This window comes from Janthinobacterium sp. FW305-128 (genome assembly GCF_020858135.1).
Lineage (GTDB): Bacteria > Pseudomonadota > Gammaproteobacteria > Burkholderiales > Burkholderiaceae_D > Janthinobacterium.
Genome location: NZ_JACYMK010000007.1, coordinates 247,880 through 274,342 on the forward strand (window position 1 = coordinate 247,880; position 26,463 = coordinate 274,342).

24 protein-coding genes are annotated in these 26,463 nt (G+C 63.8%); 7 read left to right on the forward strand and 17 right to left on the reverse strand.

Features of this window, described 5'->3' with window-relative positions:
* Positions 1 to 2: 2 nt before the first annotated feature.
* Genes fliI through IGS60_RS16630 form a run of 5 tightly spaced genes read right to left on the reverse strand, consistent with a single transcriptional unit; the run spans position 3 to position 5,149 of the window.
* Positions 3 to 1,313, reverse strand: a complete 1,311-nt coding sequence (fliI, locus tag IGS60_RS16610; protein WP_070219797.1) for a flagellar protein export ATPase FliI — start codon at positions 1,311 to 1,313, stop codon at positions 3 to 5.
* A complete protein-coding gene (gene fliH, locus IGS60_RS16615; RefSeq protein ID WP_070219799.1) occupies positions 1,310 to 1,999 on the reverse strand; it encodes a flagellar assembly protein FliH in 690 nt (229 codons plus the stop codon). Before fliH ends, fliI begins: the two co-directional genes overlap by 4 nt.
* Complete coding sequence (locus IGS60_RS16620) at positions 1,996 to 3,036, reverse strand: flagellar motor switch protein FliG (protein ID WP_070289073.1); 1,041 nt, start codon at positions 3,034 to 3,036, stop codon at positions 1,996 to 1,998. The genes fliH and IGS60_RS16620 overlap by 4 nt, the downstream gene beginning before the upstream one ends.
* Positions 3,014 to 4,750 carry a flagellar basal-body MS-ring/collar protein FliF gene (fliF, locus tag IGS60_RS16625; RefSeq protein WP_121669191.1) on the reverse strand — a complete coding sequence of 579 codons (1,737 nt, stop codon included), beginning with the start codon at positions 4,748 to 4,750 and terminating at the stop codon, positions 3,014 to 3,016. Before fliF ends, IGS60_RS16620 begins: the two co-directional genes overlap by 23 nt.
* A 60-nt stretch (positions 4,751 to 4,810) precedes the next feature.
* Entirely contained in the window at positions 4,811 to 5,149 is a 339-nt protein-coding gene (locus IGS60_RS16630) for a flagellar hook-basal body complex protein FliE (RefSeq protein ID WP_034787870.1), read from the reverse strand.
* Between the two features lie 554 nt (positions 5,150 to 5,703).
* Between IGS60_RS16630 and IGS60_RS16635 the strand changes: the two genes are divergently transcribed.
* Genes IGS60_RS16635 through IGS60_RS16665 form a run of 7 tightly spaced genes read left to right on the forward strand, consistent with a single transcriptional unit; the run spans position 5,704 to position 12,017 of the window.
* The gene (locus tag IGS60_RS16635; RefSeq protein WP_230505568.1) at positions 5,704 to 6,582 is read left to right on the forward strand and encodes a FliM/FliN family flagellar motor switch protein; all 879 of its coding nucleotides are present in this window, start codon (positions 5,704 to 5,706) and stop codon (positions 6,580 to 6,582) included.
* A 1-nt stretch (position 6,583) separates the two neighbouring features.
* Entirely contained in the window at positions 6,584 to 6,949 is a 366-nt protein-coding gene (locus tag IGS60_RS16640; protein WP_070220030.1) for a FliM/FliN family flagellar motor switch protein, read from the forward strand.
* Complete coding sequence (gene fliP, locus IGS60_RS16645) at positions 6,946 to 7,716, forward strand: flagellar type III secretion system pore protein FliP (protein WP_070220032.1); 771 nt, start codon at positions 6,946 to 6,948, stop codon at positions 7,714 to 7,716. The genes IGS60_RS16640 and fliP overlap by 4 nt, the downstream gene beginning before the upstream one ends.
* A gap of 3 nt (positions 7,717 to 7,719) precedes the next feature.
* Positions 7,720 to 7,992 carry a flagellar biosynthetic protein FliQ gene (locus IGS60_RS16650; RefSeq protein ID WP_034757874.1) on the forward strand — a complete coding sequence of 91 codons (273 nt, stop codon included), beginning with the start codon at positions 7,720 to 7,722 and terminating at the stop codon, positions 7,990 to 7,992.
* Positions 7,993 to 8,003: 11 nt separating this feature from the next.
* Complete coding sequence (locus IGS60_RS16655) at positions 8,004 to 8,804, forward strand: flagellar biosynthetic protein FliR (protein WP_230505569.1); 801 nt, start codon at positions 8,004 to 8,006, stop codon at positions 8,802 to 8,804.
* Positions 8,794 to 9,933: a flagellar biosynthesis protein FlhB gene (locus IGS60_RS16660; protein WP_070220036.1), complete on the forward strand. Its 1,140-nt coding sequence runs from the start codon at positions 8,794 to 8,796 to the stop codon at positions 9,931 to 9,933. The genes IGS60_RS16655 and IGS60_RS16660 overlap by 11 nt, the downstream gene beginning before the upstream one ends.
* A complete protein-coding gene (locus tag IGS60_RS16665) occupies positions 9,930 to 12,017 on the forward strand; it encodes a flagellar biosynthesis protein FlhA (RefSeq protein ID WP_070220038.1) in 2,088 nt (695 codons plus the stop codon). Before IGS60_RS16660 ends, IGS60_RS16665 begins: the two co-directional genes overlap by 4 nt.
* Positions 12,018 to 12,070: 53 nt before the next feature.
* Here IGS60_RS16665 and IGS60_RS16670 read toward each other — a convergent pair whose 3' ends face one another.
* From IGS60_RS16670 to IGS60_RS16725, 12 genes are all read right to left on the reverse strand, one after another.
* Positions 12,071 to 13,171: a hypothetical protein gene (locus tag IGS60_RS16670; RefSeq protein ID WP_230505570.1), complete on the reverse strand. Its 1,101-nt coding sequence runs from the start codon at positions 13,169 to 13,171 to the stop codon at positions 12,071 to 12,073.
* Between the two features lie 40 nt (positions 13,172 to 13,211).
* The gene (locus IGS60_RS16675; protein WP_070220043.1) at positions 13,212 to 14,066 is read right to left on the reverse strand and encodes a flagellin; all 855 of its coding nucleotides are present in this window, start codon (positions 14,064 to 14,066) and stop codon (positions 13,212 to 13,214) included.
* Positions 14,067 to 14,257: 191 nt separating this feature from the next.
* Positions 14,258 to 15,109: a flagellin gene (locus IGS60_RS16680; protein WP_070220045.1), complete on the reverse strand. Its 852-nt coding sequence runs from the start codon at positions 15,107 to 15,109 to the stop codon at positions 14,258 to 14,260.
* 164 nt (positions 15,110 to 15,273) lie between these two features.
* Positions 15,274 to 16,293: a Rieske 2Fe-2S domain-containing protein gene (locus tag IGS60_RS16685; RefSeq protein WP_230505571.1), complete on the reverse strand. Its 1,020-nt coding sequence runs from the start codon at positions 16,291 to 16,293 to the stop codon at positions 15,274 to 15,276.
* Entirely contained in the window at positions 16,290 to 16,922 is a 633-nt protein-coding gene (locus tag IGS60_RS16690; RefSeq protein ID WP_070220049.1) for a NeuD/PglB/VioB family sugar acetyltransferase, read from the reverse strand. The genes IGS60_RS16685 and IGS60_RS16690 overlap by 4 nt, the downstream gene beginning before the upstream one ends.
* A gap of 8 nt (positions 16,923 to 16,930) precedes the next feature.
* Positions 16,931 to 17,689, reverse strand: a complete 759-nt coding sequence (locus IGS60_RS16695; protein WP_070289083.1) for an SDR family NAD(P)-dependent oxidoreductase — start codon at positions 17,687 to 17,689, stop codon at positions 16,931 to 16,933.
* Between the two features lie 3 nt (positions 17,690 to 17,692).
* Positions 17,693 to 18,748, reverse strand: a complete 1,056-nt coding sequence (locus tag IGS60_RS16700; protein ID WP_070300386.1) for a ketoacyl-ACP synthase III — start codon at positions 18,746 to 18,748, stop codon at positions 17,693 to 17,695.
* A gap of 2 nt (positions 18,749 to 18,750) precedes the next feature.
* Positions 18,751 to 18,969 carry an acyl carrier protein gene (locus IGS60_RS16705; protein WP_121669196.1) on the reverse strand — a complete coding sequence of 73 codons (219 nt, stop codon included), beginning with the start codon at positions 18,967 to 18,969 and terminating at the stop codon, positions 18,751 to 18,753.
* Positions 18,970 to 19,013: 44 nt separating this feature from the next.
* The gene (locus IGS60_RS16710) at positions 19,014 to 20,030 is read right to left on the reverse strand and encodes a ketoacyl-ACP synthase III (protein ID WP_121669197.1); all 1,017 of its coding nucleotides are present in this window, start codon (positions 20,028 to 20,030) and stop codon (positions 19,014 to 19,016) included.
* Positions 20,031 to 20,073: 43 nt separating this feature from the next.
* Positions 20,074 to 21,189, reverse strand: a complete 1,116-nt coding sequence (locus tag IGS60_RS16715; RefSeq protein WP_070289085.1) for a DegT/DnrJ/EryC1/StrS aminotransferase family protein — start codon at positions 21,187 to 21,189, stop codon at positions 20,074 to 20,076.
* Positions 21,186 to 24,398: a tetratricopeptide repeat protein gene (locus IGS60_RS16720; RefSeq protein WP_230505572.1), complete on the reverse strand. Its 3,213-nt coding sequence runs from the start codon at positions 24,396 to 24,398 to the stop codon at positions 21,186 to 21,188. The genes IGS60_RS16715 and IGS60_RS16720 overlap by 4 nt, the downstream gene beginning before the upstream one ends.
* Before the next feature lie 310 nt (positions 24,399 to 24,708).
* Positions 24,709 to 26,385 (reverse strand): electron transfer flavoprotein-ubiquinone oxidoreductase, encoded by a 1,677-nt coding sequence (locus tag IGS60_RS16725; RefSeq protein WP_175445164.1) that lies wholly within the window; start codon positions 26,383 to 26,385, stop codon positions 24,709 to 24,711.
* Positions 26,386 to 26,463 lie beyond the last annotated feature (78 nt).

Here is a 26,463-nt window from a genome sequence, read left to right on the forward strand (position 1 = left end):
TCCTAGGCCATGATCTGTTCAAGTTGTTCGATGCACGGCCCCATCGGCGCCTCTTCCTTGGTGCCCTGGCACAGGAAGGCTTCGATGGGCGCGTGCAACTGCACGGCGCGGTCGGTGATCGGGTCGGCGCCGGGCACGTAGGCGCCCAGCGGGATCAGGTCGCGCACGCGCGCATGGCGCGCCATCGACGCTTTCAGCGCGCGCGCCGCCTGCATGTGGGGGGGCGTGATCACCTGCGCCATGCAGCGGCTGATCGAGGCGGCGATATCGATGGCGGGGTAGTGGCCCCGCTCGGCCAGTTCGCGCGTGAGCACGATGTGGCCGTCGAGAATCGCGCGCGCCGTATCGACCACGGGGTCCTGCTGGTCGTCGCCTTCGGCCAGCACCGTGTAGATGGCGCTCATGCTGCCTTCCGGGTGGGCGCCGTTGCCGGCGCTTTCCACCAGTTGCGGCAGGTTCGAAAACACGGACGGCGGGTAGCCGCGCGTGGCCGGCGGCTCGCCCAGGGCCAGCGCCACTTCGCGCAAGGCCATCGCATAGCGCGTGAGCGAGTCGACCAGCAGCAGCACGTGCTTGCCCTGGTCGCGGTAATGGGCGGCGATCGAATGGCACAGTTCGGTGGCCATGATGCGCATCAAGGGCGATTCGTCGGCCGGCGCGATCACCAGCACGGCCTTTTTCAAGCCTTCGGCGCCGAGCGACTTTTCCACGAATTCGCGCACTTCGCGGCCCCGCTCGCCGATCAGGCCGACGACGACGACATCGGCCACGGTCTGGCGCGTGATCAGGCCCAGCAGCACGCTCTTGCCCACGCCGGAGCCGGCCATCAGGCCCACGCGCTGGCCCTTGCCCAGGGTCAGCATGCTGTTAATCGCCCGCACGCCCACGTCCAGCGGTTCGACCACCGGTTGTTTCTTCAGGGGATTGATCTTCGGCGGCGTCACTTCCAGGATGTGTTCGCCGCCGAGGCGGCCCAGGTCGTCGATCGGCTCGCCCAGGCCATTGACCATGCGGCCCAGCCACGACGGGCCGATCTGCAGGCTGGCCTTGTCGGGCAGGGGCAGGACTCTGGCACCCGTGGTCAGGCCCGTCGCCTTCTTGAACGGCATTAAATACGACAGTTTTTCGCGGAAGCCGACGACTTGCGCATCGAGCCATTCGCCATTGACTGTTTCAATTTGACAACGCTGGCCCGTGTGCAGGCGGCAGCCGGCGCTTTCCAGCAGCAGGCCGGAGGCGCCGACCAGGCGGCCGGTGGGTGTCGCGACCGGGATGTCGCCGATCTCGAAGCTGCGCAGCGTGTCGGCGATCATGCAGGCGCGCCGTGGTCTGCGTGTTCGGCGGCCAGCGCCAGGTGGCTGCTGACCTGCTCCATGCAGGCCGACAGGCGCTGATGGCAGCCCGCGTCGACTTCATTGTCGCCGGCCTTGATGCGGCATTCGCCCGCGTCGAGGCGCGCGTCGGCGATCAGGTTCCAGCGCTTGGCGCGCTTCGGATCGAGTTCGCTGATGCGTTTGAGTTCTTCCGGATTGAGGAAGACGTCGATTTCCTCGCGCGTGGGCGGCATCGAGGCCAGGGTCTCGTCGACCAGGGCCAGCAATTGCACCGGCTGCAGCGCCAGTTCCGCGCGGATCACCTGGCGCGCCACCTTGGCCACCAGGTCGACCACTTCCTTGCGCTGCGCTTCGCGGTAATCGGCGCGCACTTTCTTCAGGTCGCGCAGGATGGCGTCGACGGGGCGGGCCAGGCGGTCCAGCGCCACCAGGGTTTCATTGCGGCCTTCTTCGCGGCCCTGCGCCATGCCATCGCTGCGCCCGGCGTCGTAGCCGTCCTGCTGGCCTTGCACCAGGCCCACTTCGTAGCCGTCGCGCTGGCCCTGCTCGAAGCCTTCCGAGACGGACGCCTGCCACTGGCCATCCGTGTCCTCGTTGGAGGCACGCTGGCCGGCGGCGATGAATTGCGACAGCGGCGGGAAACGATACGAGCGGAAGTGTTTCATTCGATCACCGCTTCGGCAAACAGTTGCACTTCGATCTCGCCCGCATCGGCGAGGCCTTTGACGGTGGCCATGATTTCCTGACGCGTCTGTTCGATGCGCGACAGGGGCACGGGGCCGGAGCGGCGCATCATGTCTTCGAAACTCTGCGCCTGGCGGCGCGGCATGGTTTTCAGCACGGCGTCGCGGATCGACGGTTCCGCGCCCTTGAGGGCGATGGCCCACTGTTCCATCGGCACGTCTTCCAGGATGCGCGTGAGCGTGACATCGCTCTGCGTGGCCAGGATCAGGAAGTCGTACATGCTCAGTTCGATTTCCGACACGACGTCCGGGTCGTGCGCGCGCAGCAGTTCGACCAGCGCGGCGCGGTTGCCCGGCATGCGGTTGAGAATCTCGGCCGCCTGGCGGATGCCCTCGACGCTGGTGCTTTGCGTGTCGAGCGCGCCCAGGCAGCGGCCCACCAGTTCGTCGAGCTCGACCAGCAGGTCGCGGTCGATCTCGTCCAGGCGCGCCAGGTTCAGCAAGACCAGGTCGCGGCCTTCGGCGGGCAGGGCGTCGAGGATCTGGCCGGCCAGCGCGGGCGGCAGGAAGGCCAGGAACACGGCTTGCATCTGCACGTGCTCGTTGACGATGTATTCGGCCAGCCATTTTGGCGAGGCCCATTGCAGGCGCGCCATTTTGGGGCGGATGGCGTCGCCGTAAATGTTGTTGAGCACGCTATTTGCGATATCGCTGCCCAGCGCCATGTCCAGCGAGCGCTTCAGGTAGCTGCGCGAGGCGCCGTGCACGCCGCTTTGCTGGCGGTAGTCGTCGAAGAAGGTCTGCATGGCCGTTTTCACGGATTCGACCTTGATGCCGCTCATGCGCGACATCACTTGCGTGACTTCCAGCAATTCTTCGCGCGACAGGCAGCGCAGCACATTGGCGGCCTGTTCTTCGCCGATGCTCAGCAGCACGATGGCGGCCTGTTCCACTGGGTTCAGGCTGGCGCTTTCGTATTCGGCGCCGTCGGAGGGATTACTGTTGTTGAGTTCGGCCATTTTTCTGCATCCATTGTTTGACGACTTCGGCGACACGCTCGGGTTCTTTTTCCGCCAGCACTTTCAGGTGGTCGACCATCACGTCGACCGCCGAGCCTGGTGGCGGCAAGTCATAATTTTCCAGCAGCGGCACGACCGGCATGGCGTTGCCGGCGGCGGCTTCGCCCTCGAGCGCCAGCGGGCTGCCATTCACGCCCAAGGCCGGCGCGCCGGCGGCGGTCACGCCATTGGCACCGGCGGCGGCGTTGCTGCCGCCCAGCGCCAGGGCCGGATCGAGCTGTTTCAGTGCCGGCGGCGCCAGGCGCGTGGTCAGCAGGCGCAGCAGCGGACGCAGGATCAGGAAGTAGCCGAGCACGGCGCCCAGGGCGTACAGCAGCCAGCTGCTGAAATCGACGACGGTGTCGCGCTCTTCCCACCATTGCGCCACAGGCGGCTTGGCAGGGAAGGGCAGCGCCGTCAGGCTCAGGCTGTCGCCGCGCTGGGCGTTGATGCCCAGGCCGCTGTTGAGCATTTTTTCGATATTGCCCAGTTCGGCTGGTGTCCAGCCCGTTTTCGGGTTCGGTGCGGCGGCGCTGTTGAGGACGACGGCGACGCTGAGTTTTTCCAGGCGGCCACGGCTGCGCTTGATCTGCGTGATGCTGCGGTCATACGCGTACTGGCGCGTGGTGGCGTTCTTGCGGGCCGTGCCGTCGTCGGACGGCTTCGGCGCGCCATCGGCGGGCGCGGCGCCGGCGGCGTCGGCCGGTGCCGGCACGGCGGCCGCTGGCGGACGGTTCGACAGGCTGCCGGGAATGCCGGCCACGGTGCGGTTGCGTTCCTGCTCTTCGCGCATCGCTTCGCTCGTCACTTTCGGCGCTTCGCCGTATTTTTCCAGCGTTTCGTCCACGCGGTCGTTGTTCACGGCGGCCGTCACGCTGAGCTTGAAGTTGTCTTCGCCGATGACGGGGCCGAGCAAGCCCGTGACGTTGCGGCGGATTTCATCCTGAAAGCGTTTCGCGCCTTCATTGCCGGCGGCCGACGCATCGAAACCGTCCGTCAGGTCGACGTGCGAGGACAGCAGGTTGCCGCCCTGGTCGACCAGGCTCACGCGCGTGGGCGCCAGGCTGGCGACGCTGCCGGCCACCATGTTGATGACGGCGGCGATCTGTTCCGGCGCCAGGGTGCGGCCCGGTTTCAGCGCCACGACGATGGAAGCCGACGATTTGTCGCCGTCGCTGGCGACGAACGACGTCGACTTGGCAATCGACAGATGGACGCGCGCCGAAGCGATCGCGTCCATCGTCATGATGCTTTGCGCGAGTTCGCCTTCCAGGCCGCGGCGGAAGCGCACGTCCTGCACGAATTGCGATACGCCCAGCGGGTCATTCTTGTCCATCAGTTCCAGGCCGGCCGGCAGCTGCGCCGTCACGCCCTTCGAGGCGAGCAGCATGCGTACCTTGCCCAGCATGGCGTCGGGCACCAGCACCTGGCCGCTGTCCGGATGCAAACGGTAGGGGATGTGTTCGGCGTCCAGGGTGGCCATCATGTCCGTCACGGCCACTTTTTCGCGCGCGCCAAACACCGGCTTGTAGTTGGCCTGGTCGCGCCAGGCATACATGGTCACCATGGCGGTGATGCCGATGGCCAGCACGACGATGGGAACCAGGTTTTTCAGCAGGGCGGGCGGGATGGCGGGCTGGGCGCCAGGGCGCCAGCGCGCAAATGCGGACTTCATGGTGGTAATCACTTGGGGTAACTTTCGCTGGGAGGCTGGGCGTGGATCAGGACGTGAAGATTACAGAGGCAGTTTGATGAGTTCGTCGACCGCGCCCATGACCTTGTTGCGCACTTGCATCAACATGGAAAAGGACAGGCTCGCTTCCTGGCTGGCCAGCATGGCGCCGACCATGTCGTCGCTCTTGCCGCTGTCGACGTCGCTCATTTTTTGTGCAGCCATGCGGTCATCGCCGTTGACCTTGCCGATGGCGTCTTTCATGCTTTGCGCAAACGAGAAGCCGGATTGTTCCGGTGCGCCGAACTGGGCGGCCGGCGCGATGCTGGCGCCCAGGGCGCGCGCGTCATTGCTCAGTGCTGCCAGATCGGCCTTGATCAGACCTGCGAGTTCGTTGCTCATCTTGCCCTCTACTTTCAATATGCGGTGACGTATCAATCAGAAATTACTGGTGTTGCCATTCCGGCAGGCATTACATCCAATGCCATCTTGCCCGGCCCAATTGACAGGGCCCATCAGTTTTATCAGTTGCCACACCATCCGCTCAAGCAGATTCAACAAACCCGGCAGAACCGCGCCGAATGATTTACATGGCCATGATAACTAATAATTATCTGATAAAAGTTTCTTCTGGTGGCAATAAGAGGGGCTGGAAACTGCCATAAAAACCGGAATCAGGTAAGCGGAATGGCGCACTGCAAATCACTTTTTTCTCGCTATAAGCTTACCTCGAGGCAACTATAAAGTAAAGAGAGGATTGCCTCAAGGAATATTGATACATGGCAATATTTTGCTTTTTCATGTATTGTTCAGCACCGTAGTCATCCAGCATGCGATACGATGCGCAATCGTTTGCTCGCCGGCCGGCCGGTTGGCAAGGCCAAGATGATGCTGTATTTAATTTCGGGCGATCCGTATAATTTGTTCTGCCACCGCAATACCGACATGACCACTACATGACAATCATTACCAAGACAGATCAAACTGCGCGCCATCAAGTCCTCGATTCCTGTCTGCTTGGACGTCCTGTCCATTTGCTGCATGTATTCGGCGCCCAGCTGCGCGACGACCTGGCCGTGGCCCTGCGCCAGCCGATGAGCCGGCGCTACTGGGGCAATTTCCAGATCGATGCCGTGACCTTGTCGCGCGTGGAGAACGAGGACAGCGCGAATCGCTGGCTGAGTTTTTCCACGCCGGCCGGTCAGCCGGGCTTTGCGCTCGAACGGCAGATCCTCTTGAGCGTGCTGAACTATCGCTACGGTAGTGCCGGCGCCAAGGGCGCGCTGCCCGATCCGGCGCAAGTGCGCGTGACGGCCACGGAAGAGCGCCTCGCTGTGGTGCTGGGACAACAGTTGGTGAACAGTTTGTTCACGCGCATCCACAAGAATCTGCAAATCCTGGGCAAGAGCAGCGACATCGACACCAGTGCCGAGGTGGCCGTGCAGTCCGGCGTGCACCCGGCGCGCGGCAGCTGGATCGTCACCGTGTCGCTCAGCGACGTCGAGGCGGGGCAGAGCGGCCAGTTCTGGTTCTCGCTGGACAAGCGCCTGATGGCCGATGTGCTGCGCGGCCTGCTGCCCGAACGCGCGCAAGCGAAGAAAGCCTTGCGCGGCAGCGTGCGCCCGCTCGCTTCGCGCCTGCAAGTGACCCTGGAAGGCCGGCTGGTCAGCAAGCAGATGCAGCTGGGCGCCTTGTTCGACCTGCGCGTGGGCGACGTGATTCCCGTCAGTCTGAGCCGTACTGACGTCATGCTGGACGACTCCCGTTTATTTACAGCGGCTGTTTCCGAACACAAGGGCAAGCTCTGTTTAACCTCATTTGAAGATGTCGAATAATATGAATATGACCGATACCAACCAGAGCGAAACCCTGCTGGAAGACCTGGGCGATGACATGATCATCGACCAGGGCGACGTTGCCGACGTGGCCAGCACCCGCGCGCGCCGCGACATTCCGCAAATGATGCGCAAGATTCCCGTCACCCTGACCCTGGAAGTGGGCTCGGCCCGCATTTCGCTGGAAGAGTTGATGGCCATCGGCCCGGAAAGCGTGATCGAACTCGACATGCTGGCCGGCGAACCGCTGGTGATCAAGGTCAATGGCACGCCGATCGGCCGCGCCGAAGTGGTGGTGGCCGGCGAGAACTATGGCCTGAAAGTCATCGACCTCGACGGCCTCAATCTCGACCTGATGACAGCATGAAGCTGGCGGTACCCGGCTTGAGCCGGCGCCGCGGCGCGCTGGCTGCCGCGCTGGCTGTCCCTGTTCTGATGCTGTGCTGCAGCGCCGCCGGCGCGCAGGACCTGCTCGCCGGCGTGGTGCCGGGCGCGAAGACCGACTTGTCGGTGAAGATGCAGATCCTCGTCGTCATGACCCTGCTCGGGCTGCTGCCCGTGATGGTCATGATGATGACCAGCTTTACCCGCTTCGTCATCGTGCTGTCCCTGCTGCGCCAGGCCTTGGGCCTGCAGCAGGGCTTGCCCAACCGTATCGTCACCGGCATCGCCCTGATTCTCACCTTGCTGGTCATGCGCCCCATCGGCGACCAGGTATGGAAGGACGCGTTCGTGCCTTACGACCGCGACCAGATCGGCATGCAGGAAGCCCTGAAGATCGCCGAAGTGCCGATTTCGCGCTTCATGCTGGCGCAGACGAGCAAGGCCGCGCTGGCGCAGATCGCGCACCTGGCCGGCGAACCGTCGACCATGCGCCCGCAAGACCACAGTTTCACGGTCAAGCTGGCCGCGTTCGTGTTGTCCGAACTCAAGACAGCGTTCCAGATCGGCTGCATGCTGTTCATCCCCTTCCTCATCATCGACCTGGTGGTGGCGTCCGTGCTGATGGCCATGGGCATGATGATGCTCTCGCCGCTCGTCATCTCGCTGCCGTTCAAGCTGCTGCTGTTCGTGCTGGTCGACGGCTGGACGCTGACCGTCAACACCTTAGTTACCAGCATACAGGGCTATTGACCGATGTTTACCCCTGAAGTCGCCGTCGACCTGATCATCGAAGCGCTGCATGTCGTCATGCTGCTGGTGGTGATTCTGGTCGTGCCGGGTTTGCTCATGGGCTTGCTGGTCGCGCTGGTGCAGGCTGCCACCTCGATCAATGAACAGACCATGAGTTTCCTGCCGCGCCTGCTGGTCACCCTGCTGGCCCTGATCCTGGCCGGACGCTGGATGGCCGGTTACCTGATGGATTATTGCGTGTCCATTTTTCAGCGCGCCGCCACCCTGGTCGGATAGCGCCGCGCGCCATGGATCAGATTTTCAATCAGGTGCTGCCGTTTCTGCTGGCCGTGTGGTGGCCGTTCTGCCGCATCCTGGCCATGCTCAGCGCTTCGCCCGTCATCGGCGACGCCATGGTGCCCGTCCCCGTGCGGGTGCTGCTGTCGCTGGTGCTGGCGATCCTGATGCTGCCCGTCATGCAGGCGTCGGGCGTGTCGCAGGACTTGCTGAAGATCGATCCGTTTTCCCTGCACGCCCTCGTCGCCACCCTGGAGCAGGCCATCATCGGCTTCGTCCTGGGCCTGGCTTTCCACTTCGCCATGTCCGTCATGTCGGTGCTCGGTTACCTCGTGTCGAGCCAGGTGGGCTTTTCCATGGCCGTCATGAACGATCCGCTCAACGGCACCTCGTCGGACGTGATCACGGGGATGCTCACCATCATGTGCATGATCGTGTTTTTCGCCATCGACGGCCACCTCGTGCTGACGGGCGTGATCGGCGCCAGTTTCAAGGCCTGGCCCGTGGGGCAGGGCTACGGGCCGCTGCTGCTGCAGACGGTGGCGTATAACGTGGCCTGGATTTTCGCCGCCGCTATGCTGCTGGCCTTGCCCATCGTCTTTTCCACCATGGTGGTGCAACTGGGCTTTGGCTTCCTGAACCGCGTGGCGCCGTCGCTGAACCTGTTTTCGCTGGGCTTTTCCATGATCACCATGTTCGGCCTGCTGATGCTGGGACAGATCGTGCGCTTTATCCCGGAGCACTACATCGCCATGACGAACCGCGTGCTCGACATGATCGCCGAACAGATGCGGGTGGCCCATGGCGGATAGCAGCACGGGCGACAAGACAGAAAAGGCGTCAGCACAGAAGCTGAAGAAATCGCGCCAGGAAGGGCAGGTGGTGCGTTCGCGCGACCTGTCGACGGCGCTGGGTATTCTGATCAGCATGAAGGTCTTCATTTACCTGCTGCCCGGCTATCTGGTGAGCTTTCGCGAGCTGTTCGCCATGGCCTTCATGCCGCTCGACAGCAAGGGCGCGCTGGACAATGCCATGTCGATGGCGTTTACCACGTCCGTGGGTTTGCTGATCAAGATGATCGTGCCGCTGTTCTGCGTGCCCTTGTTTGTTGTGCTCGGCTCATTGGTCCCTGGCGGCTGGGTCATCAGCACGAAGAACTGGATGCCGAAGATGGAGCGCCTGAGCCCGGCCAAGAACCTGGGCCGCCTGGTGTCGCCCAAGCATGGCTTTGAATTCGGCTTGTCGATCGCCAAGGCCGCCGTGCTGGGCATGGTGCTCGTGCACGTGAGCCGCTCCAGCCTGACGCAGTACGTGGACTTGCAACACCGGCCCCTGCAGCAAGCCATGCTCGACGGCTCGGCGCTGATGCTCGACGGCCTGATGGCGCTCATTTCCGTCTTCGTCCTGTTTGCCATCATCGACGTGCCGGCGCAGGCGTTTTTCTTTGCCCGCAACCAGCGCATGAGCAAGCAGGATGTCAAGGAAGAACATAAAAGCAGCGAAGGGCGGCCCGAAGTGCGCCAGCGCATCCGCCAGCTGCAGCAGCAAATCGGCCGGCGCAGCGTGCGCAAGACCGTGCCCGACGCCGACGTGGTGATCGTCAACCCCGAGCATTACGCCGTCGCGCTCAAGTATGACCAGGACCGCGCCGAGGCGCCGTTCGTCGTTGCCAAGGGCGTCGACGAGATGGCGCTGTATATCCGGCAAGTGGCGAAGGAACACAACGTCGAAACGCTGGAGTTGCCGCCGCTGGCGCGCGCCATCTACAACACCAGCCAGGTGCAGCAGCAGATTCCCGTGCAGCTGTACCAGGCCGTGTCGCAGGTGCTCAACTACATCCTGCAGCTGAAAGCATTCCGTACTGGGCAGCGCGCCGCCCAGCCCCCATTTCCCACCGAGGTGGTCGTGCCATCTCATTTGAGCGAGGTAGTACCTTCATGAATTTCCTGAACCGGTTGGTTGCCGAAATGCGCCGCCACAAGTTCGCCACGCCGCTGTTCCTGCTGGTGATCCTGGCGATGATCATCTTGCCGCTGCCGCCCGTGCTGCTCGATATCTTGTTCACTTTCAATATCGTGCTGGCACTGATCGTCATCCTCGTCAGCGTGTCGGCCAAGCGGCCGCTCGACTTCTCCGTCTTCCCGACGGTGATTCTGGCCACCACCATGCTCAGGCTGACCCTGAACGTGGCGTCCACGCGCGTGGTGCTGCTGCACGGCCATACGGGCGCGGATGCGGCCGGTAAGGTGATCGAGGCGTTTGGTAACGTGGTCATCGGCGGTAACTTCGTCGTCGGTATCGTCGTCTTCGTGATTTTGATGATCATCAACTTCGCCGTCGTTACCAAGGGCGCCGAGCGCATCTCGGAAGTGTCCGCGCGCTTTACCCTCGATGCCTTGCCGGGCAAGCAGATGGCGATCGACGCCGACCTGAACGCCGGCCTGATCAACCAGGAAAAAGCCCAGATCCGCCGCAAGGACGTGGCTGCCGAAGCCGATTTTTATGGCGCCATGGACGGCGCATCGAAGTTCGTGCGCGGCGACGCCGTCGCCAGTATCCTGATTTTGATCATCAACATGGTCGGCGGCGTGGCCATCGGCTCGCTGATGCACGACCTGTCGTTCGGCGACGCTTTCCGCCAGTACGCACTGCTGACCATCGGCGATGGCCTGGTGGCGCAGATTCCGGCGCTGCTGCTGTCGGCCGCGGCCGCCATCCTGGTGACCCGCATCAGCGATTCGGGCGATTTCGAGCAGCAAGTGGCGGGCCAGGTGCTGACCTCGCCAACGGTGATCTACAGCGCGGCCGGCATGATGGTGGCGCTGGCCCTGATCCCGGGCATGCCGTGGTTCATGTTCATGACCTTTGCCGCCGTGCTGGCCTTTGTTGCCTGGCGTTTGACCAAGCGCGTGAAGGGGCCCGACGCGGCCGGCATGGCGGCCATCGAGGCGGCCTTGCGCGACGACAAGCCTGCCGAACTGGAGTGGCAGCAACTGCCCGCCGTGCAGCCATTGATGGTGATGCTCGGCTATAAACTGGTCGGCATGGTGGATAAAACGCAAGGCGAACCGTTGACCAAGCGCGTCAAGGGCGTGCGCCAGAGTTTGTCCGAGGCGATGGGCTTGCTGCTGCCGAATATCGGCGTGCGCGACGACCTGGCCCTGAAACCGTCGCAGTACGCGATCGTGCTGTCGGGCACCGTGGTGGCGCAGGCGGAAGTGCAGGCCGACCGGCTGATGGCGATCCCGTCGCCGAACGTGTATGGCCAGCTCGACGGCATTCCCGGCATCGAACCGGCCTACGGCATGCCCGTCACGTGGATCGAGCCCAGTGAAAAGGCGCATGCGCTGGGCCTCGGCTACCAGGTCATCGAGGCGCCCAGCGTGATCGCCACGCACTTGTCGAAAATGGTGCGCGAATACCTGCCGGAACTGTTCCGCCACGAAGACGTGTCGAACCTGATGGAGCGCCTGACGGCCCTGTCGCCGAAGCTGGCCGGTGCGCTCGACAAGGCGCTGACGCACACGCAGATGCTGCGCGTGTTCCGTGTCTTGTTGGCGGAAAATGTGTCCCTGAAGGATATCGTGCCCATCGCCACCACCTTGCTCGACAGTTCGGAAACGACCAAGGACCCGATCCTGCTGGCGGCCGAGGTGCGTTGCGCGCTGCGGCGCCAGATCGTCAGCGGCCTGTTCGGCCAGAAGATGGAAATGCAGGCGTTTAATCTGGGCGGCGAACTGGAAAACATGCTGCTCGGTTCCTTGAACCAGGCGCGCCAGTCGGGCAAGGTGACCTTGGATAATTATCCGATCGACCCGCACCTGTTGTCGCAGTTGCAAGTGAACATGCCGGTGGCGCGCGAGCAGATGAAGCAGCAGGCCACGCCGCCGCTGCTGCTGGTGCTGCCGCAGATCCGTCCGCTGCTGGCCCGCTACGCGCGCCTGTTCGCGCCGGGCCTGCACGTGCTGTCATACAATGAAATTCCGGAAAACCGCGAAGTGAGCATCATCGGCACGGTGGGCTAGTACGGTGAATTGAAAGAAAAACGGCGCCGCGGGCGCCGTTTTTTTGTGCTGTATCAATCCTGCTCGTCGATGGGCGGCAGCAGGTCGTGCTCCTGGCCGTCGGCCAGCAGCAGCACGGTGCCGCCCTGCGCCGCGTCTTCCGCGTCGCCATAGTCGTAGCCGAGCGGCGCCGCCACTTCCTTCGAGACAAAGATGGCCTCCTCTTCGGCTTCGGCCGCGGCAGCCGCGGGCGCATCGGGATCGGCCGCCGCTTCCGCTTCCGGCTGCGTCAGCAGCAGGGCCACTTCGGCCATCGCGCGGAACAGGGGCAGCGACAGCGACGCGGCGCCCGCCTGCATCGGGTAATTGCCGTGCATGCGCTGTGCATGCAGCTGGCGATTCAGGCGGCAGCGCACCAGGCGCAGGCCCGCGCGCCGCACGGCGTCGGCGATCTCGGGCAGGGCCAGGCGCAGATGGCGCAGCGCGGCTTCCTCGTCGGCGGCCAGTTCCAGCAGCACGCCGTCGCCGGACGGCTCCATCTGGATCACCACCCGGCCGATGCCGATGATGATCAGCTCGACGCGCAGCGCTACCTTGCCGCGCCGCCTCGGCGTTGCCTCATCGTCTACGTCGCTGGCCAGCACGCGCAGCAGCAGGCGCTGGCCGCCCCAGCCATACACGGCAAAGCGCCACGCTTCGCTGTCGACCGTGAGCGGGGGGCGGGCGCCTTCGCGCAGCAGGGCCGGTTGCTGCTCGGCCATGAAGAGGTTGCCCGGCACGTGCTGGCCGCGCGCCTGTTCCTGCAGGGCCGCATATTGTTCGCCATAGGTCCTGACCATCACGCGCCACGAGGCGGCCAGCTGCGCCGCGTCGGGCGGCTGCCAGACGAGCTGGCGCGTGAAGAACAGCTGATTGACCTGCATGGCGCTGCTGTCGCGCGGCAAGGCGCCGCCCGTGCCGTCGGCATTGGGCTTGATGAGGGACGCCAGGCTGTCCTGGCCCTGCTGCTGCAGCTGAGCGGGCAGGGTGCCGGCGTCGGGCGCGGGCGCCATGTAGGGGCCGATCGGCACCAGCGGCTGCACCACGCCCGGCACCATCGGCGTCGCGGGGCTGACGTCGAAGCGCTGGGTAATCAGGGGCACCGGATTGCCCGATGAAATGCGGTCTATCGCCATGCCACTATGTCCAGATCTGGTTCCATCAAAAAGCCTGCCGTCATGGCTGCAACAGGGAGAGTATCATTTTGTGCATGCTCTGGCTTTGCTTGAGCATTGCCGTGCTCGCTTGCAGCAACATTTGCGCCGACGTCATGTTCGCGCTTTCGGCCGCGTAGTCGACATCCATGATGCGGCCGATGGCAGCCTTGGTGTTGGTGACCATGTTCGACAGGTTGGTGTGCACGTGGTCCAGGCGGTTGCCGGCGGCGCCCAGGGCCGAGCGCACGCCGCCCACATCGTCGATGGCCGCTTCCAGCAGGGCGATGCTGGCATTCGCGCTGCCCGTCAATTCGTTGCCGGTGGCGGGCGCGCCGAAGTTGGCGCTGGCCGCGCCGAGCGAGGCCAGCACGCCGGCCATCTTGCCCGAGATGTCGAACACCATCGTTTCGCTCTGGCTGGCGCCGATCTGGAAGGTCATCGACGACGCCAGCGTGCCGCCGGCCAGCAGTTTGTTGCCGCCATAGCTGGTGTTTTTCATGACGTTGGCCAGTTCCAGGCCCAGGGCGTCGTATTCGGCCTGCATGGCGACCTTGTCCTTGGCGCCCGACGATGCATCGGCGGCCTGGGTGGCCAGGTCCTTCATGCGGATCAGCATGGTGTTCACTTCGTCGAACGCGCCTTCGGCCGTCTGCAGCATCGAGGTGCTGTTTTGCGTGTTGCGCATGGCGACGGCCATGCCGCTCGCCTGTGCCCGCAGCCGGGTCGCGATTTGCAGGCCGGCGGCGTCATCCATGGCCGAATTGATGCGAAAGCCGGTGGAGAGCCGCGTCATCGAGGTCGACAGCAGCGATTGCGCGCGTGCGGCGGCATTTTGTGCGGCCAGTGCTGCGATATTCGTATGGAGACTGAGCACTCGGCGATTCCTGTGGATGACGGCTGTTGGGTGGGCTTGCCCATCAAACAGGCGACCATGCGTGCCGCATCGTTAAAGATTGGCAGCAAATAGTTACTCTTGCGTGCAACGGCGAGATACCGGGGACGAAAAAAAACCAGGCCAAGGCCTGGTTTTCAGCGACTGGCCGCGAACGGCCAGGCACGGACATATTATTGCAGCAGGGACATGACCATCGAGGACATGCTGTTGCTTTGTTTCAACATTGCGGTGCCAGCTTGCAGCAGCATTTGCGACGACGTCATGTTCGAGCTTTCGGTAGCGAAGTCGACGTCCATGATGCGGCCGGTAGCGGCTTTGGTGTTGGTGGCGATGTTGGACAAGTTGGTGTTGACGTGGTCCAGACGGTTTGCAGCAGCACCCAGTGCCGAGCGAACGGTGCCGACGTCGCCGATTGCCGTTTCCAGCAGGGCGATGGTGGCGTTGGCGGAGCTGGTCAGCTCGGTGCCGGTCGCAGCCGAAGCGTAGTTGGCGGTAGCCGAACCCAGCGATGCCGTCAGGCTGGTCATTTTGGCCGAAACGTCAAATGCCATCGTTTCGGTTTGGCTTGCGCCGATCTGGAACGTCATCGACGAGGCCAGCGTGCCGCCTACCAGCAGCTTGTTGCCGCCGAAGGTGGTGTTTTTCATCACGTTCGACAGTTCCAGGCCCAGTGCATCGAATTCCGACTGCATGGCGGTCTTGTCTTTGGCGCCCGACGAAGCATCGGCTGCCTGGGTTGCCAGATCCTTCATGCGGATCAGCATGTTGGTGACTTCGTCAAACGCGCCTTCAGCCGTTTGCAGCATCGAGGTGCTGTTCTGGGTGTTCGACATTGCAACGGTCATGCCGCTGGTTTGTGCTTTCAGGCGGGTTGCGATTTGCAAGCCTGCTGCGTCATCCATTGCCGAGTTGATGCGGAAGCCGGTGCTCAGGCGCGTCATCGAGGTCGACAGTTGGTTTTGGGTGCGGGTGATCGAATTTTGTGCGGACAGTGCAGCGTTGTTAGTGTGAAGGCTCAGCATGGTGTAACTCCTGGTTTGGTGGGTTCAGTCCGGAGCAACGGTTCTTTGTGCTCTCCCAAGTACAAGACGACCATCCGCATAAGCTTATTAAATGCTTTGTGGAAATTTTTTAAAATTCTTTTTAAAAAAGTTTCACATCGGCCGGCGAGGCCGCCGCCAGCCCCCTAAGACTTGCTTGCCGCCGCGAGGCAGGCCCGGAAATGCGCGATCTTTGCCTCGTCGCTGGAAAGGATCTTGAAGCGCGCGCTGTCGGCCGCCTGCACGGCTATGCGCTTGCAGATGGCATGGTCTTCCTCGAATACCTGGCGATTCATCTGCGCGCTCGAGTCGAAAAAGCCCTGCAGCGTAGCGCTGGCGGCGGGCTTGGTTGCGGCCATGAGCAGGCGGCTGGAGAAATGCGTGCGCTGCGCTTGCGTTGACGGAAAGAAATGCTGCAGCGAATACGAATATGAAAACGTCGACGAGAGCATGGTAAACGGGAACAGGTACAGGCTCTGGTAGCCCTCGAACTGGCTGTCGAGCTGGAACAGGCGTTTGACGGAGCGCAGTTTCCTGGCCATGCCGGCGTTGCCCAGGCCCGCTTCCCATGTCGACGTCCAGTCCGTGAAACGGTTTTCGCCGTCGTCCAGTTGCAGTTGCGCCAGCGATTCCGGGTGCACGAACGGCACGTGCAGCGGCTCGAGCGCATTTTCCAGCGCGATGCGCCAGTCGCACTCATAGTCATAGGCGTTGAAATCGCCCAGGCCGGCGACGTTGAAGGAAATGTTTTCCAAGGTGGCCTGGGTCTCGCCCAGCTGCGCTTCGAGTGGCATGCGCGGCTGTGGCGAGGCGAACAGGAAATCGGCGCACCAGTCCAGCTGCAGCACCTGCAGGCGGGCATTGTCCAGCTCGGCCGGCGCGTAGCGTTCGCGGCAGGGGATGTGCATGGCGCCGGCCCGGTAGGCCCAGCCATGGTAGGGGCAGGCCAGCGGCGCATTGCCGCGTTTTTCGGTGAAGAAGCGCGTGCCGCGGTGCGGACACAGATTGTCGAAGGCGATCAGCTCGCCCTGGTCGTTGTAGACGACCACTTCCTCGCCCAGCCAGTCGAGTTTCAGATAGTCGCCGCTGGCCGGCAATTCGCTGCGGTGGCACAGCAAGTGCCAGAACTGGTCGCGCAGCTGCCGCGTTTCGGAGATGGTGCTCATAATGTCTTTGCCGGTGGCGTGTAAACGGTGGCGCCGGCGGCCACGCGGCGCATGACGACGGCGCCGGCGCCGACCGTGGCGCCGGCGCCGACGCTCACGCGTGGCAGGATGGATGCGCCCGAGCCGACCATGACGGCCTGGCCCAGATGCACGCCGCCCGTGATGTCGACGTGCGAGCTGAGCGTGCAGCCCCGTTCCAGCACCGCGTCATGGCCGACGCTGGCGTAGCTGTTGATGGTGACATAGTCGCCCAGCTCGCTGCCCGCCGAGACGAGGGCGAACGGGCAGACGACGGCGCCCTGGCCGATGCGGGCCGTGCGGGCTACCACGGCGCTGGGATGGATCAGCGTATGGAAACGGGCGCCGCGCGCGGCCAGCGCCAGCGCCACTTCCAGCCGGGCTTTCGGTGCGCCGATGGCCAGCAGCAGCGCCTCGCCGGCCGCCGGCCGGTAGTCGCTGATGCTGCCCAGCACGGGGTACGGGTAGTCGGCGTCGAGCATGGGCGCGGGCGGCAGCGTGTCGTCGAGCAAGCCGCCGATGCGGGCCGTGGCCGGGTCGAGGCTGTCTTCCAGCCAGCACAGCAATTCTCGGGCGAAGCGTCCGGCGCCGACGATGAGGATGGTTTGCATGAATACTCCTAACGGGCCAGGTAGCCGCCGTCGACGGCCCAGGTGGCGCCGCTGACCCAGCGCGCCGCCGGCGACAGCAAAAAGGCCGCCGTCTGCGCGATGTCGCTGCTGCGGCCGAAGCCGAGCGGATGGCGCTCCGCGTAGGCGCGCATGGCCTCGTCAGGCAAGCCACGGCTCAGGCGCGCGTGCATTTCCGTTTCGACGGCGCCGGCGGCAATGCTGTTGACGCGCATGCCGCGCGGCGCCAGTTCCACGGCCAGGGCGCGCACCAGGCCGTCAATGGCGGCCTTGGCCGCCGAATACACGCTCATGCCGGACTGGCCGCTCTGGCCCGCCACGGATGACATGAAGAGCAGGGCGGCGCCATCGCTGAGCACGCCGCGCAGGGCGGCGCCGCGCGCCAGCGCCAGCGCCGTCTTGACGCTGGAGGCGAAGACGTCGTCAAACTGTTGCGCCTTGGACAATTTGACCGGGCGCAATAACTCGATGCCGGCCGCATGGAAGATGCCGTTCAAGGGCGCCTCAAGCGTGGCTTGCCTGAGGAAGTCGACGATGTGGTCGCCGCCGTCGAGTTCGAGCACTTCGGCCCGGTGGCCGCTGCCGTCGAGGGCCTGCAGGGTTTGCTCCAGGCGAGCCGGGTCGCGTCCGCTGATCAGCAGTTGCGCGCCGCAGCGCGCCAGCAGCAGGGCCGTGTCGCGGCCGATGCCGGACGAGGCGCCGGTGACGAGGATGCGCTGGCCGGCCAGCATGTCGGGTTGAAAGATCATGGTTCAGACTTCGATAAGGCGGTTGACGGTCAGCGATTGCAGGCCCAGCACGGCCGCCGACCAGGAATAGCCGACGCCAAAGCCGAACATGGCGATGGTCTGGCCCTGTGCCGCCGCTCCCAGGCTGTCGGCGATCAGCAGGGGGATGGAGGCGCTGGACGTGTTGCCATAGCGGTCCATGTTGATCGGTGCGCGCCCGGCTGGCAATTTGGCTTTTTTGATAATGTGCTTGAGCATGAAGGTATTTGCCTGGTGAAACAGGAAGGCATCGATTTCGTCGCTCGTGCGGTTTGCCAGGCGCAGCAGGTCCGCCACCAGCGGCGGAATGCTCTTCAGCGTGAAATTGAAGATTTCGCCGCCGTCCATGTACAGCTTGGCGGGATCGCGCTGCGCCAGGCGCGCATCGTCGCCGGCGTAGGGGCGGCAGGCGCTGGCAGCCATCATCAGGTGCCGTTCGCCGCCGCCGTCGCTGCCGACGATGAAATGGGCGGGCGCCGCCGCCGCATCGAATTCCAGCGCCGTGGCCGTGCCGGCGTCGCCAAACAGCAGCGCGGTGGCGCGGTCGGTCTCATCGACGGTCTTGCTGATGGTGTCGCCCACCAGCAGCAGGATGCGGCACATGGCCTGGCCGTCGAGCATCTTCGCCGCCAGCCACAGGCCATACGCGTAGGCCGAGCAGCCGAGGTTGATGTCGAAGGCGGCGCAAGCCTTGTGCAGGCCCAGCCGTCCATGCAGGGCGCAGGCGGTAGCCGGCAGCACGTAATCGGGGGTTTGCGAGATGAAGATCAGGGCGTCGATGCTGTCGCGCTCCCAGCCCAGATCGTCGAGCAGGGTTTGTGCCGCCGCCTGGCACAGGTCGGCCGTCGTCTGGCCATCGGCGGCGCGGCGGCGCGACTGCACGCCGATCATCTTGCTCACGTCGGCCACCGCCTCGGCGCCGAAGCGCTCGGCCAGGTCGGCATTGTGGACTTGCGTGCGCGGCAGCGCGCACACCACGCCGCGCATGGCCAGATGGGCGGTGCTGAAGGGCAGTCCCGATTCCAGGCGCTGGCTGGACATGGTCAGACCTTGACGGCGATCAATGCCAGCACGTCGGCCAGGGTCTCGCAATTGGCCAGGGCCTGGCCTTCGAGCATCTGATCGAACAGCTCATCGGCCAGGGCGATGGTGGAAATGATGGCCAGCGAATCCCAGGCGTAATCGCCCAGTTTCAGGGCCGGCACGACTTTGTCGGCGTCGATTTCCAGGATGTCGGCCATGCCGTTGAAAAATTCTTGCATTGTGTTTCCTTTCAGAGAAGTTCAGTACGCAGATGCGCGGGCGCCTACAGGCGCGCCAGCGTGCCGGCCCAGGAATAGCCGACGCCAAAGCCCAGCAGCAGGGCCGTGTCGCCCGGCACGATGCGTCCCGAGGCGCGCGCGCGGGCAATGGCGATGGGAATGGTCGAGGAGACGGTATTGCCGACAGTATCGATTTCAATCACAAATTTGTCTTCCGGAATGCGTATTTTGCGGCGCAAGGCGTCAAGCATGAATTTGTTTGCCTGATGGAAGATCACATGATCGATGTCATCGAGGGTCTTGCCGGCCGTGTCCAGCAGCTCCTGCATTGTACGCGGCACGGCGCCCAAGGTGAACTGGACGATCTGCGCGCCATCCATGAACAGGTCGTCCTGGCTGCGCCAGTTGCCGGACGCATCTTCGACGGGCATGGCGGTGGCCGCGCTGCGGGCCGTGCGCATGCCGCCGGCCGGCACGATCAGGTTGTTCGCGCCGCTGCCATCCGTGCCCAGGACGAAAGGCCCCAGCGCCAGTTCGGGCGCGCCGCCGGCGATCACGCTGGCGGCGGCGCCGTCGCCGAACAGCGTGCGTACGCTGCGGTCGCGCGCGTTGATGTACTTGGAATAGGTGTCTGCCGTCAGCAGCAGCACTTTCTTGCGGATGCCGCTCTCGATCAGGCCCTTGGCCATGGCCAGCGCGTAGACGTAGCCGGAACAGCCGAGGTTGATGTCGAGCGCGCCGCAGGAGGTCGGCAAGCCAAGCCGTTGCTGCAGCACGCAGGCGCTGCTGGGCAGCAGGTAGTCGGGCGCCTGCGTGCACAGGATCAGGAAATCGATGTCGCCGCGCGCGACGTCATGCGTGGCGAACAGCTTTTCCGCGGCATGGAAGGCCAGGTCGCTGGCCGTTTCATGTTCCGCGGCGATATGCCGTTGCGCAATGCCCGTCTTGTCGAGGATTTTTTGCGCCGGCCAGTCGATGAACTCCTGTTCCAGCGCGGCATTCGTCAGGATCGCCTGCGGCAGGTGGTAGGCGATCGCGGTAAGGTGGGCGTAGTGGGGCATGCGGTGGCCGTTCGGTCTGGGTCAATAGGGAAGGGCGGGGCGCTCAGGCCGCCCCGGCGATCAGGGCGGTGATCGCGTCCACGCTCGACAGCTCGAGGGCCGGGTAGATCGGCAGGCAGATCACCTGGGATGCGGCCTGGCGCGCGACCGGCAGATTGGCATGCGCGGCGGACGGCATGCCGCGGTACATGGGGAAATCGCTGATGAGCGGGTAGAAATAGCGCCGCGCGTAGATTTCGTGATCGCGCAGCCGCTGGAACAGCGCGTCGCGCGCCAGCGGATAGTCGGGCCCGACGAGGATGGGAAAGTAGGCGTGATTGGCCGCTTCGGCGTCGGCCGCTTCCAGGCAGGTGATGCCCGCGACGCCGGCCAGACGCTCGCGGTAGTGGGCGTCGATGCTGCGCCGCTGTTGCCGCGCCTGGTCGATGCCCTTCAGCTGCAGCAGGCCGAAGGCGGCATTGATTTCGCTCATCTTGCCGTTGATGCCGGCGGCGACGACGGTGACTTCGTCGACAAAGCCGAAATTTTTCAGATGGTCGATGCGCTGCTTGGTCTTGGCGTCCGGGCAGACGATGGCGCCGCCTTCGAAGGTGTTGAAGATCTTCGTCGCATGAAAGCTGATCACGGACAGGTCGCCGTAATTGAGGACGCTGGTGCCCCCATGGCGCACGCCGAACGCATGCGCGGCGTCATAGATGACCTTCAGATCGTAATTGTCGGCAATCTTCTGGATGGCGTCGACATCGCAGGGCTGGCCATAGCAGTGCACGGGCATGATGGCCGTGGTCTGCGCCGTGATGGCCGCCTCGATGCGCGCCGGATCGAGGTTCAGCGTGCGCGCATCGATGTCGGCGAAGACGGGCTTGATGTCATTCCACAGCAGCGAATGGGCCGTGGCAACGAAGGAATACGGCGTCGTGATGACTTCGCCCTTCACGCGCAAGGCTTGCAAGGCCGTCATCAATGCCAGCGTTCCATTGGTAAACAGGCAGATATGCCGCACGCCCAGGTAGTCGCACAGCGCTTTTTCCAGCTGCTGGTGGAAGGGGCCGCCATTGGTGAGGATCTTGTTTTCCCAAATGCTTTCCAGGTAGGGCAGGAAATCCTGCAGGTCCGGCAGCAGCGGCTGGGTGACGTAGATGGGTTTGGCGTCGCTCATGCCGCTATCTCCCCGGGCAACTGACTGTCGAGCGGCGCGTCGAAGCTGACTGGCGGCAAGTCTTTGCACCAGCGCTGCCAGGCCAGGCGCAGGCTGTTGGCCAGGCCTTCCGCAATCAACTTCGGCTGGCCCAGCGCCGTTTGCGCCAGGCGGTGCCGGGTGCTGAAGCGGTAGGCGCCCAGCAGCATGGGGTTGGCCGCCATGTACAGGGCCTTGCTGACAAATTCCTCGTCATCGCGGGCGATGAATTCCTCCAGCTGCACGTGGCGCAGAATCGAGGTGCCGGCGCGGCTCGGTACGGTCGGTCCGGCAACGGTGAGGGTGGGCACGCCCATCCACAAGCCGTGGAAGGTGGTGGTGCCGCCACCGTATGGCGCCGTATCGAGGCACATGTCGACGCGGTGATGCATGGCCAGGAAGTTGGCCATGTTGGCGCGCGGTTCAAAAATTAGCCGGTCGGCGCTGATGCCTTCTTCGGCGAACCACGCCGTCAGCCCGGGGTGGGGACCGGGCGCCGGCATGGCGGCCAGCAGCATCCTGGCGTCCGGGATGGCGCGCAAGACCCTGGCCCAGCGCGCGATGGTTTGGCGGTTGAGCTTGTTAGGGCGGTTGAAGCTGCCGAAAGTCAGGTATTTGTTCTTCAGCACGGGCGCCGGCAGGATGCCGTCCGCATTTTCGGATGGCAGGAATGGGGCGATGGTCGGCAGGAAGATCAGTTTTTCCGTGAAATGGCTGGCGAATGTCTCCGGCGGCGAGAAATGACGGTCGCTCAGGTAGTAATCCATGGCCTGCAGGCCCGTGGTCAGCGGATAGCCGATCCAGCTCATCTGTATGGGCGCCGGCTTGCGGGCAAAGGCCAGCAGGCAATTCTTGGCCGTATGCCCGGACAGGTCGATCAGGATGTCGATGCCGTCGGCGCGGATGCGCTCGGCCAGCTTTTCCTGGCTCAGGTGGGTCACTGGCAGCCAGTTGGGCAGCAGTTGCGCGATACGCATGGTGACATTGTCGACGCGGCTATTGTTATAGTACGCATACAGCGAAAACTGCGGCATCGCCACCAGTTCCTCGAGCAGGGGCGTAATGAAATGCGCCACGGCATGGTTGCAGAAGTCGCCCGAGACCAGGCCGATCTTCAACTGGCGCTGCGGGTCGCGCTCGTTCGCGTGCGGCTGCCACGCGGCGCGCAGCGGCGTTTCGTAGCGCTCGCCGAAGCCGAAATGCTCGGCCACCATGGCGGCAGGGTCGTCGGCATGCATGTGCGACAGGCCGAACAGCATGTTGCTGTAGACCTCATCGTACTGCGGATACCTGGCCAGAGCCGTGCGGCATGCCTGGACGGCGTCGTCGGTGCGCCCCATCTCGCTGTAGGTCGCGCAGGTATTCAAGTGGGAACCGATGAAGTCGTCCTGGATTTCCAGCGAGCGCGCATAGCTGGCCAGCGCTTCGTCGTAGCGCTTCAGCGAGCGCAGGCAATTGCCCATCGTAAAGTGAACGCGGCTGGAGTCGGGCGCGATGTCGCGTGCGCGCTGCAGATACTCGAGCGCCTGTTCCGACTGGCCGCTATCTTCGAACGCCACGCTCAGGTTGCAATGGATCAGCGATGAGCGCGGGTCCAGTTCCAGCGCGTGCTGGTAGATGCGGATCGCCTCGGGATAATCGCCGGCGTCCTGCACGGCGATGGCCAGGTCATTGTGCAGGTTGGCGACATCGGGCGCCAGGGCGAGCGCTTGCCGGTAAGCGACTTGCGCTTCCTCAAAGCGGCGCATTTGCTTGAGGCAATGTCCGAGGCAGGTGTGCGCCTGCAGCTTGTCTGGCGCCAGCTGTACCGCACGCTGGTGCAGGGCCAGCGCTTCGTCGAGTTCGCCGACCGATTGCAGGCCCAGGCCCAGCTGGGTGTGCGCGTCGGCGCTGTCCGGCTGGAGCTCCAGGGCCCGGCGATAGCTGGCGATCGCCGCATCGAATTCGCCCAGGCTCACCAGCACGCCGCCCAGGTTGGAGTGGGCCTGGGAATAGTCGGGCTGCACTGCCAGCGCCTGACGATAGGCATCGGCGGCGTCGTCGAGCCGCTGCTGCGACTGCAGGCTGTTGCCCAGGCCATTCCACAGGTCCGCATGGCGCGGCGCCAGCGACAAGGCCGTGCGGTAGCTCGCTTCCGACTGCGCGTACTGCTCCAGATTCTGTAGCGCGGCGCCGAGGTTGCTGTGCGCCATCACCAGCCGGGGCTCGAGAGCCAGCGCGCGGCGATAGCTGTCGGCCGCTTCCTCATTGCGCTCCAGCGCCTGCAGGGCATTGCCCAGGTTGCAGAGCACTTCGGCGTCGCCGGGCATGCTTGCCAGGGCGGCATTGTAGGCACCGACGGCACCGTCGAGGTCGCCACGCGCCTTGCGCGTATTGCCCAGGTTAAAGTGCGCCATGCCATAGTCGGGCCGCAGGGCAATGGCCTGCAGATAGGCGTCTTCCGCTTCCGCCAGGGCGCCGAGCGCCAGCAGGGCGCCGCCCAGGTTGCTGTGCGCTTCGGCGAATGCCGGATTGAACTGCAACGCCTGCTGGTAGGACTGGACCGCTTGCGCATGTTCCCCGCGTGCCTGCCACGCATTGGCCAGATTGCAATGGGCTTCGGCGTCATACGGGGTGAGCTGGACAGTGGTTTGCAGCGCGTCGAGGGCATCCTTGCCCTGCGCCTGCAGGACGGTGCCGAGTACGCTCCAGGCAAAATCGGAGGTGGGGTAGCGCGCAATCAGCGCCCGGGTGGCCGTTTCCATTTCCACATACCGTGCCGCCTGGTACAGCGCCACCACGTGCTGGCATTCGTCGGCCGTGGGCGCGGCAGCAATCGCCGTGGCGATACGTGCGCGCAAGGTTTGCGCCTGGTCGTTATCGAGGCCGCGGCCGATGGCCGTATCGATGATGTCGAGCGCTTCGTCCCGTTCGCCCGCCTTGAGCAAGCCGTCGGCAAGCGATAGCCAGAACTGGCCTTCATCGGGATTGACCGACAGCGCCTTGCGCAGATACGGCAGTCCTGCCCGGAACTGGCCTACCTGGCCGGCCAGCAAACCCATATTGTGGTTGGCGATGGCATGGTAGGGCTGGGCTTGCAGGATGGCGACATACAGGTCTTCCGCCTCTTCCAGGTGGCCCGCCTGATGCGCTTTCAGCGCCAGCGCCAGTTGGGTGTCGAGTTGCGTTTCCAGGGTGGCGTCAGCGTTCATGAGAGGGAAGAAAAGTGTACCAGCGGCAATTGTAACTGCTGGGAGTGGCGAATAGAAAATTTCCCCACGGAATTTTGCCCTAGTGCATCATTGAACAAATTTTGGTGTTCCTGGCAGGCCACAGCGGCAAGAAAGATTGCAATGAAAGTAAAAGATTCCGGCATCGGCAAGTGGTGGGGGGATGCCGGAATCTTGCCTGTGCTGTGCTGTCTGACGCTGCAGTGACATCGCCAGATAAAAAAAGCGCGGCCACCCGAGGGTGCCGCGCTGTTGTCCAGCTACGCGTGATGACGCGATGATGCGATGACAATTACATATTCGGATAGTTCGGGCCGCCGCCGCCTTCCGGTGTCACCCACACGATGTTCTGCGTCGGGTCCTTGATGTCGCAGGTTTTGCAGTGCACGCAGTTTTGCGCATTGATCTGCAGGCGTTCGGCGCCGTCGTCGTTCTTCACGAATTCGTACACGCCGGCGGGACAGTAACGCGCTTCCGGACCCGCATACGTGGCCAGGTTGACATCGACGGGCACGCTGGCGTTCTTCAAGGTCAGGTGGATGGGCTGGTCTTCCGCGTGGTTCGTGTTCGAGATGAACACGGACGACATCTTGTCGAAGGTCAGCTTGCCATCGGGTTTCGGATACACGATCGGTTTCGACTGGGCCGCCGGTTTCAGGCATTCGTGGTCGCCATGCGAGTGGTGCAGGGTCCACGGCGCCTTGCCGCGGAAGATCAGCTGGTCGATGCCCGTCATCAGGCTGCCCAGGTACAAACCTTTCGACAGCCATGGCTTGACGTTGCGCGCCACGTGCAGTTCCTCATGCAGCCAGGATTTCTCGAACGCGACAGGGTAGCTCGTCAGTTCGTCGTGCTGGCGCTGTTCGCCCAGCGCGCCGAAGGCCGCGTCCGCCGCCAGCATGCCGCTCTTGATGGCCGCGTGGCTGCCCTTGATGCGGCTCATGTTCAAAAAGCCCGCATCGCAGCCGATCAGCGCGCCGCCGGCAAACACCAGCTTCGGCAGCGATTGCAGGCCGCCGGCCGCAATCGCCCGCGCGCCGTACGAGATGCGCTTGCCGCCTTCGAAGAACTTGCGGATTTCCGGATGCGTTTTATAGCGCTGGAATTCCTCGTACGGCGACAGGTAGGGGTTTTCGTAGTTCAGGCCCACCACGTAGCCGACCATCACCTGGTTGTTTTCCAGGTGGTACAGGAAGGAACCGCCATAGGTTTTCGTGTCCAGCGGCCAGCCGCTCGAGTGGATCACCAGGCCCGGCTTGTGCTGGGCCGGGTCGATTTCCCACAATTCCTTGATGCCGATGCCGTACGATTGCGGGTCCTTGCCGGCGTTCAAGTCATACTTGGCCATCAATTGCTTGCCCAGGTGGCCGCGCGCGCCTTCGGCGAACAGGGTGTATTTGGCGTGCAATTCCATGCCCAGCTGGAAGTCGGGACCGGGCTCGCCGTCGCGCTTGACGCCCATGTTGCCGGTCGCCACGCCTTTCACGGAGCCGTCGTCGTTGTAGAGGATTTCCGCGGCAGGGAAGCCGGGGAAGATTTCCACGCCCAGGTTTTCCGCCTGCTGGCCCATCCAGCGCACCACATTGCCCAAGGAGACGATGTAGTTGCCGTGGTTTTCAAAGCAGGCCGGCACGGCGAAGCCTGGCGTCTTGTACGCTTTCGTTTCGGTCAGGAACAGGATGCGGTCTTCCGTTACTTCGGTGTTCAGGGGCGCGCCCAGTTCTTTCCAGTTCGGAATCAATTCCGTCAGCGCTTTCGGGTCCATGATGGCGCCCGACAGGATATGCGCGCCCAGTTCGCCGCCTTTTTCCAGCACGCAGACGGACACTTCCTGGCTCTTATCAGCGGCCAGCTGCTTCAGGCGGATCGCCGCCGCCAGGCCTGCGGGGCCACCGCCGACGATCACCACGTCATACTCCATGGTTTCGCGCGGTCCGTACTGTTCAACTAAGTTATTAGGCTGTGTCATGGTCTCGATTTATAGTCACTCAATTAGGTAGCAAGGATAGGGAATAAAGCATCATCGGGGAAATTTAAGCACGAGTGT

Coding starts and splice junctions, on each gene's coding strand:
- IGS60_RS16690 (WP_070220049.1), bottom strand. CDS start 16,922: ATGCAAACCATCCTCATCGTCGGCGCCGGACGCTTCGCCCGAGAATTG.
- IGS60_RS16710 (WP_121669197.1), bottom strand. CDS start 20,030: ATGCCCCACTACGCCCACCTTACCGCGATCGCCTACCACCTGCCGCAG.
- IGS60_RS16695 (WP_070289083.1), bottom strand. CDS start 17,689: ATGATCTTTCAACCCGACATGCTGGCCGGCCAGCGCATCCTCGTCACC.
- IGS60_RS16670 (WP_230505570.1), bottom strand. CDS start 13,171: ATGGCGATAGACCGCATTTCATCGGGCAATCCGGTGCCCCTGATTACC.
- IGS60_RS16665 (WP_070220038.1), top strand. CDS start 9,930: ATGAATTTCCTGAACCGGTTGGTTGCCGAAATGCGCCGCCACAAGTTC.
- fliI (WP_070219797.1), bottom strand. CDS start 1,313: ATGATCGCCGACACGCTGCGCAGCTTCGAGATCGGCGACATCCCGGTC.
- IGS60_RS16720 (WP_230505572.1), bottom strand. CDS start 24,398: ATGAACGCTGACGCCACCCTGGAAACGCAACTCGACACCCAACTGGCG.
- IGS60_RS16635 (WP_230505568.1), top strand. CDS start 5,704: ATGACAATCATTACCAAGACAGATCAAACTGCGCGCCATCAAGTCCTC.
- fliP (WP_070220032.1), top strand. CDS start 6,946: ATGAAGCTGGCGGTACCCGGCTTGAGCCGGCGCCGCGGCGCGCTGGCT.
- IGS60_RS16630 (WP_034787870.1), bottom strand. CDS start 5,149: ATGAGCAACGAACTCGCAGGTCTGATCAAGGCCGATCTGGCAGCACTG.
- IGS60_RS16725 (WP_175445164.1), bottom strand. CDS start 26,385: ATGACACAGCCTAATAACTTAGTTGAACAGTACGGACCGCGCGAAACC.
- IGS60_RS16705 (WP_121669196.1), bottom strand. CDS start 18,969: ATGCAAGAATTTTTCAACGGCATGGCCGACATCCTGGAAATCGACGCC.
- IGS60_RS16650 (WP_034757874.1), top strand. CDS start 7,720: ATGTTTACCCCTGAAGTCGCCGTCGACCTGATCATCGAAGCGCTGCAT.
- IGS60_RS16620 (WP_070289073.1), bottom strand. CDS start 3,036: ATGGCCGAACTCAACAACAGTAATCCCTCCGACGGCGCCGAATACGAA.
- IGS60_RS16655 (WP_230505569.1), top strand. CDS start 8,004: ATGGATCAGATTTTCAATCAGGTGCTGCCGTTTCTGCTGGCCGTGTGG.
- IGS60_RS16700 (WP_070300386.1), bottom strand. CDS start 18,748: ATGTCCAGCCAGCGCCTGGAATCGGGACTGCCCTTCAGCACCGCCCAT.
- IGS60_RS16680 (WP_070220045.1), bottom strand. CDS start 15,109: ATGCTGAGCCTTCACACTAACAACGCTGCACTGTCCGCACAAAATTCG.
- IGS60_RS16640 (WP_070220030.1), top strand. CDS start 6,584: ATGAATATGACCGATACCAACCAGAGCGAAACCCTGCTGGAAGACCTG.
- IGS60_RS16660 (WP_070220036.1), top strand. CDS start 8,794: ATGGCGGATAGCAGCACGGGCGACAAGACAGAAAAGGCGTCAGCACAG.
- fliH (WP_070219799.1), bottom strand. CDS start 1,999: ATGAAACACTTCCGCTCGTATCGTTTCCCGCCGCTGTCGCAATTCATC.
- IGS60_RS16685 (WP_230505571.1), bottom strand. CDS start 16,293: ATGAGCACCATCTCCGAAACGCGGCAGCTGCGCGACCAGTTCTGGCAC.
- IGS60_RS16715 (WP_070289085.1), bottom strand. CDS start 21,189: ATGAGCGACGCCAAACCCATCTACGTCACCCAGCCGCTGCTGCCGGAC.
- fliF (WP_121669191.1), bottom strand. CDS start 4,750: ATGAAGTCCGCATTTGCGCGCTGGCGCCCTGGCGCCCAGCCCGCCATC.